Raw genomic sequence first — 5,787 nt, forward strand, 5'->3', positions numbered from 1 at the left:
CGGCTGGGCTTCCGTCCGTTCTACCTCGGCGCGGCGGCCTTCGCGGCGCTCGCGGTGCCGTACTGGGTCGCAGCCGTTCTGGGCGTGGCGGCGCTGCCGGCGACGATGCCCCCGCTGTTGTGGCACACCCACGAGATGCTGTTCGGCTTTGCGGTCGCGGTGATCGTGGGTTTCCTGCTGACGGCCGGAAAGGCCTGGACCGGCTTGTCCACGCCGCGCGGCGCCACCCTGGCCGTCATGGCGGCAATCTGGCTAGCGGCGCGGCTGGCAGCGCTTGGTGCGCCGTACGCCGTGTACGCGTTGCTCGATGCCCTGTTGCTGCCTTGGGTGGCCGGAGTGTTGCTGCGGGTGCTCTGGAAGTCGGGGAACCGCCGCAATCTCCCGTTGGGTGCCGTGGTCGTGCTGCTGGCGTCCTCCAACCTCGCGTTTCATGCGGCGACGCTGGGATGGTTCAGCATCGACCCCCTGCGCGCGCTGCACGCCGGCCTCGCTTTGATCGTGACGATCGAGTGCGTGATCGCCGGGCGCGTCATCCCGGCCTTCACGATGTCGGCACTGCCGGGTCGGCAACTCCAGACGCCGCCTTGGCTCGAGCGTGCTGCGCTGGCCACGACCGCGTTGTCGCTGGCGGCCTGGGTGCTGTTGCCCGTCAACCCGATCACGGCTGCAGGCCTCAGCTTGGCGGCCCTGCTGCACACATTTCGGCTGTGGCACTGGCAGCCCTGGCGCACGAAGGCGCGGCCCATCCTGTGGGTGCTGCATATGGCCTACGCCTGGCTGCCCTTGGGCTTCGCGCTGCTCGCAGCCGCTCAAATGGGCTTCGTGTCGACATCTGCCGGCATCCATGCCCTTGCCGTCGGCGCCACGGCTGGACTCATCGTTGGCATGATCACCCGGACCGCGCGCGGCCATACCGGCCGTCCACTCAAGGCGTCACGGCTTGAAGTGACGGCCTATCTGCTGGTCCTGGCTGCAGCAGTGGTCCGCGTGGCCCTGCCGATGCTTGCACCGGCACTCGCTGCCGACGCGCTGATCGCGGCGGCAGTCGCCTGGGCGCTGGCGTTCACCCTCTACCTTTGGCGCTTCGGCCCCTGGCTGGTGGCCAGCCGGCTAGACGGCAAGGATGGGTGACGCGACGCAGCGCTCGGGCTCTTCTACAAGCCGATCCCAGCCTGAAGTTTTTCAACGCATCACCAAGGCGCGGCTGCGCTCGCGGTGATGCCCAACTCCCCTGAAAGGTCCCGATGACTGCCACCCTGATCCAACCGACCCATGTGCTCGATCTGCGGACCATCCCGCCCCGCGAGCGCCACCCGCTGATCTTCGGCCGCTTCGACGGCCTGGCCGTCGGGCAGGCGCTGCAGCTGGTGAATGACCACAACCCGCAACCCTTGCACTACCAGTTCGATGACCGTTCGTACGGGCAGTTCGAGTGGACGGTGCTGGAGGCCGGCCCGTCGGTCTGGCGCATCCAGATCGCCCGCACCGCGGACGCCGTCAACGCGCAACCGGTCGCGCGAGGCGATTCCTGCTGCTCGGGCGGCGCCTGCTGCGGCTGACCTCGGGCGCCGTGCACGATGACCTTCGTCGTCACCGAGGCCTGCATCCGGTGCAAGTACACCGATTGCGTCGACGTCTGTCCGGTCGATGCGTTCCGGGAGGGGCCGAACTTCCTGGTCATCGACCCGGACGAGTGCATCGACTGCGCGGTCTGCGTGCCCGAGTGCCCGGTGAATGCGATCTTTGGTGAGGAAGACGTGCCCACGGATCAACAGCACTTCACCGCGCTGAACGCCGAGCTTTCCAGGGAGTGGAAGCCCATCACGAAGACCAAGCTGGCACTGCCCGATGCCGAGGAATGGAGCCGGATCGAGCGCAAGCTCGACGAGCTGAAGCGATGACTCGAGCCTCGACCTCTTACCGCCGGATTCCCCGCGAGCGCTGAGCATGTCCAAGCCCGCGAAGGTTATCCCCATCATGTCAGCGAGCGCTGAAGTAGAGGACAGCGCTCAGTTCGTCTCGATGTACCAGAAGCAGCCGACGATCTACCCTCGGGCGGTCAAGGGTTGGTTCGCGAACTGGCGCTGGGTGTTCGTGTGGCTGACGCAGCTTCTGTTCTATGGGTTGCCTTGGCTGCAGTGGAGTGGCCGGCAGGCCGTGCTGTTCGACCTCGATGCCCAGCGCTTCTATATCTTCGGCCTGCTGCTCTATCCGCAGGACCTGATCTTCCTGGCGGCACTCCTGGTGCTGTCTGCATTGGCGCTGTTCTTCTTCACCGCCGTGGCAGGCCGCCTTTGGTGCGGCTACACCTGTCCGCAGACGGTCTACACCGAGATCTTCATGTGGGCCGAGCGGAAGATCGAGGGCGACCGGGTTGCGCGCATGCGCCTGGACCAGCAACCGTGGCGGTGGCGCAAGATCTGGCGCAAGGGCGCCAAGCACTCGGCGTGGCTGTCGATCGCCTTGTTCACCGGGTTCAGCTTCGTCGGCTACTTCACGCCGATCCGCGAGCTCGCAGTGGATATGGCGAGCTGGAACTTGTCCGGCTGGAACGCGTTCTGGGTCCTGTTCTACGGCGCCGCGACGTACGGCAACGCGGGCTTCCTGCGCGAGCAGATGTGCAAGTACATGTGCCCTTACGCGCGCTTCCAGAGCGCCTTGATCGACAAGGACTCGCTAATCATCACCTACGACGCGAAGCGAGGCGACCCGCGCGGATCGCGCTCGCGCAAGGCGGACTCGGCCGCTCACGGACTTGGAGACTGCATCGACTGCACGCTGTGCGTGCAGGTGTGTCCCACCGGCATCGACATCCGCAACGGGCTGCAGAACGAATGCATCGGCTGCGCAGCCTGCATCGACGTCTGCAACGACGTGATGGACAAGATGGGCTATGCCAAAGGGCTCATCCGCTACTCCACGGAGAACGGCGTGGTGAACGGCTGGACACGGCTGCAGATGTTCAAGCGCGCGCTGCGCCCGCGTGTGCTGATCTACGGCGCAGTGCTTTCGGCGGCCAGCGTCACCTTCGCAGCCAGCGTGGCGATGCGCAGCCCGTTCAAGTTCGATGTGGTCAAGGACCGTGGCGCGTTGGCCCGTGTGGTGGAGGAAGGCGCGGTTGAGAACGTCTACCGCATCCAGATCATGAATCGCACGGAGGCTCCGCAGACCTACCGGGTTGCCGCCTCCGGGATCGACGGGTTGGAGGTCGTGGCAATGCCGGCCAGCGCAGGCCCGGCTGCCGTGACGTCGACGTCGGTGAGCTTGCGCCTACCATTCGTCGTGGCGCAAGGGCTCGCAGGCCGGTCGGTGCCCGTGATGTTTGCGGTCACGGGCGTGGAGCCCACCTCCGGCACCAGCGCAGACCGATCGGCCATCCAGTTCGAGAAGTCGACGTTCTTCATCCCCCGCTGAACTGCGGGGGCCCAAGCTGTTGCGCGAAGGCGCGGCGCAGCAGCGCGGATGCGGTAGTGCGCGATTCGTTCGCCGAGGCTTGACAGGACTGGGTTCGCTCAGTGCTGATAGACCAGCCGACGGGCCCGACTTGGTCACCTTCGGTCGCCACCTGGTGCCTGCCGTTCAGTCAGATGAGTTGCCTTAGCACGCGGTGGGCGGTTGCTGCAATACCCGCCCACAGTAACGTGCGCAGCGTCATCGCGCCGACGGTTCGCGTCTCGTAGGCACCACCAATCCATGCATGGACGCCGAAGGCGGCGAAGACCAGGCCGGTTGCGGCGGCGATGAAGACGGCCAGCGGTACCGCCCAGCGCCGCCGCTGCCAAAGCCCCAGACCGCAGGTCACGTAGGCGAACCCGGCGACGAAGTTGAACCAGAGCACGAAGGGCACTATGGCCCCGGCCGCCAGGCGCGCCGCTTCGCCACCGAACAGTGTGCGACCGCCGGACAGGACCGTTAGCAACCCGAAGAGCACTGCGACCCCTGCCAGTGACTTCACCAGCCAGTCCGCCTTGGATGTGCTCACACTCTTGCTCCTGGTTGACGGCTGCTGAAACCGGGCTGGCTCGGGTCAGAGGCTCAAGCCTTGCCCCGCCTCTTCTTCGGTCCGGCCGTCGCGGATGTGATAAATCCGCTTGAAGGTCGGGATGATCTTCTCGTCGTGCGTGACCACGATCACTGCCGTGTGGTACTGCACCGCCATCTGATTGAGGATGCGCACCACGGCCAGCGCGCGCTCGCTGTCCAGCGGTGCCGTCGGTTCGTCCGCAAGGATCACCGGCGGCCGATTGGCGAGCGCACGCGCGATCGACACGCGCTGCTGCTCGCCGCCGGACAGCTCCGAAGGCTGCGCGCCGGCGCGGTGGTCGACGTCCAGGGCCTCCAGGAGTTCGCGTGCGCGTGTCCGGGCCTCGGCATTCGGTCGCCCCGCCAGCATCGGCAGCAGGGCCACGTTGTCGGTCACGTCGAGGAACGGGATCAGGTAGGGCGCCTGGAAGACGAAGCCGATGCTGTCGCGCCGCAGCGCGCGCAGGTCCGGGATTTTCCAGCCGTCGTCGTAGATGGCCTCGCCACCCAGCACCATTCGACCGCCGCTCGGCTCGATGACCGCGCCCAGGCACTTCAACAGCGTGCTTTTGCCCGAACCCGATGGTCCGATCAGACCCACCACCTCGCCGGGCGCCACGGTCATGTTCACGTCCTTCAGCGCGTCGACGGCGGTGTCGCCCTCGCCGTAGCGCTTGCGCAGGTGCTCGATGCGGATGCCGAGTTCGCCCACCTCAGCCTCCGATCGCCGCGGCCGGGTCGACCTTCAGCGCGACGCGGATCGCCAGCGTGCTGGCCAGCGCGCAGATCACCACCACCGCCACCAGCCCGCGCACCGCGTCGCCCGGCTCCAGCAGCACGTATTTCGGGAAGATCGGCGCCCAGAAGGTTGCCGCCACCTTGCCGACGACGAAGCCGATCAGGCCCAGTCCCAGAGCCTGCTGCAGGATCATGCCGGCGATGGTGCGGTTGCGCGTGCCGATCAGCTTGAGCACCGCGATCTCGCGGATCTTGCCCAGCGTCATCGTGTAGATGATGAAGGCCACGATGGCCGCGCTGACGATGGCCAGGATCACCAGGAACATGCCGATCTGCCTGGCCGACGTGGCGATCAGCTTGGCCACGAGGATCTCTTCCATCTGCTCGCGCGTGAAGGCTTCCAGGTGCTTCCATCGGCGCACCGGTTCGGCCACCGCCTCGGCGTCGATGCCGGGCTGCACCTGCACGAGGATGGCGTTGACGTTGCGGTTGTTGGCCTGCGACGCCTGGATCGCCTCCAGCAGCCCCGGCACGCCCGGTCGGTTCAGGCTCGGGTTGGCCGCGGTGCGGGCGCGCTCGTTGACGATGGCGTCGTTGTCCTTCAGGAACTGCGCTTCCTGAGCGTCCTTCAGCGGGATGAAGACCATCGGGTCGCCCCCCGACGACACCATGCGCCGCGTCAGTCCGACGACCGTGTACTCGTGGCGGCGGATGCGGATGCGTTCGCCCAGGGTGAAGCCCGTGCGCACGTCGGCCACGGCTTCGTAGTGGCTGCGGGTGATGTGCCGCCCGGCCACCAGGTAGCCCGGCTCCCCCGGCTGCCCGGGTTCGAAGCCAACCACCATCGCGCGCACATCGTCATCACCGCTGCCCGCCGGCGCCACGCCGCTGACCGAGGCGCGCCGCACCTGCATCGTCAGGTAGGTCACGTTGGCGGCGCGCGCCACGCCGGGCAGTCCGAGCACACTGCGCACGGCGTCGTCGCGCAGGCTCGACGATTCCGCGTAAGGTCCCTGCGTGTCCTGC

At 67.1% G+C, this 5,787-nt stretch carries 7 protein-coding genes; 4 read left to right on the forward strand and 3 right to left on the reverse strand.

The genetic code is table 11. From position 1 onward, the window contains the following. The 4 genes from AB7U92_RS20585 to ccoG form a co-directional block, all read left to right on the forward strand. On the forward strand, nucleotides 1-1,131 hold a 1,131-nt coding region (locus AB7U92_RS20585; protein ID WP_428581368.1), incomplete at its 5' end, for an NnrS family protein. Between the two features lie 113 nt (nucleotides 1,132-1,244). Continuing rightward, nucleotides 1,245-1,559, forward strand: a complete 315-nt coding sequence (locus AB7U92_RS20590) for a DUF2249 domain-containing protein (RefSeq protein WP_428581370.1) — start codon at nucleotides 1,245-1,247, stop codon at nucleotides 1,557-1,559. A gap of 18 nt (nucleotides 1,560-1,577) precedes the next feature. Then, nucleotides 1,578-1,901: a ferredoxin FdxA gene (gene fdxA, locus AB7U92_RS20595; protein WP_428581373.1), complete on the forward strand. Its 324-nt coding sequence runs from the start codon at nucleotides 1,578-1,580 to the stop codon at nucleotides 1,899-1,901. A gap of 46 nt (nucleotides 1,902-1,947) precedes the next feature. Then, entirely contained in the window at nucleotides 1,948-3,414 is a 1,467-nt protein-coding gene (gene ccoG, locus AB7U92_RS20600) for a cytochrome c oxidase accessory protein CcoG (protein WP_428581376.1), read from the forward strand. A gap of 169 nt (nucleotides 3,415-3,583) precedes the next feature. On the opposite strand, the gene AB7U92_RS20605 is transcribed toward ccoG, so the two are convergent. The 3 genes from AB7U92_RS20605 to AB7U92_RS20615 form a co-directional block, all read right to left on the reverse strand. After that, entirely contained in the window at nucleotides 3,584-3,982 is a 399-nt protein-coding gene (locus AB7U92_RS20605; protein WP_428581379.1) for a hypothetical protein, read from the reverse strand. 45 nt (nucleotides 3,983-4,027) lie between these two features. Then, nucleotides 4,028-4,735, reverse strand: a complete 708-nt coding sequence (locus AB7U92_RS20610) for an ABC transporter ATP-binding protein (protein WP_428581382.1) — start codon at nucleotides 4,733-4,735, stop codon at nucleotides 4,028-4,030. A 1-nt stretch (nucleotide 4,736) separates the two neighbouring features. Then, the coding region (locus AB7U92_RS20615; RefSeq protein WP_428581385.1) for an ABC transporter permease at nucleotides 4,737-5,787 on the reverse strand (1,051 nt) is incomplete at its 5' end.

Origin of the sequence: Piscinibacter sp., assembly GCF_050175855.1 — a bacterium.
Lineage (GTDB): Bacteria > Pseudomonadota > Gammaproteobacteria > Burkholderiales > Burkholderiaceae_C > Piscinibacter.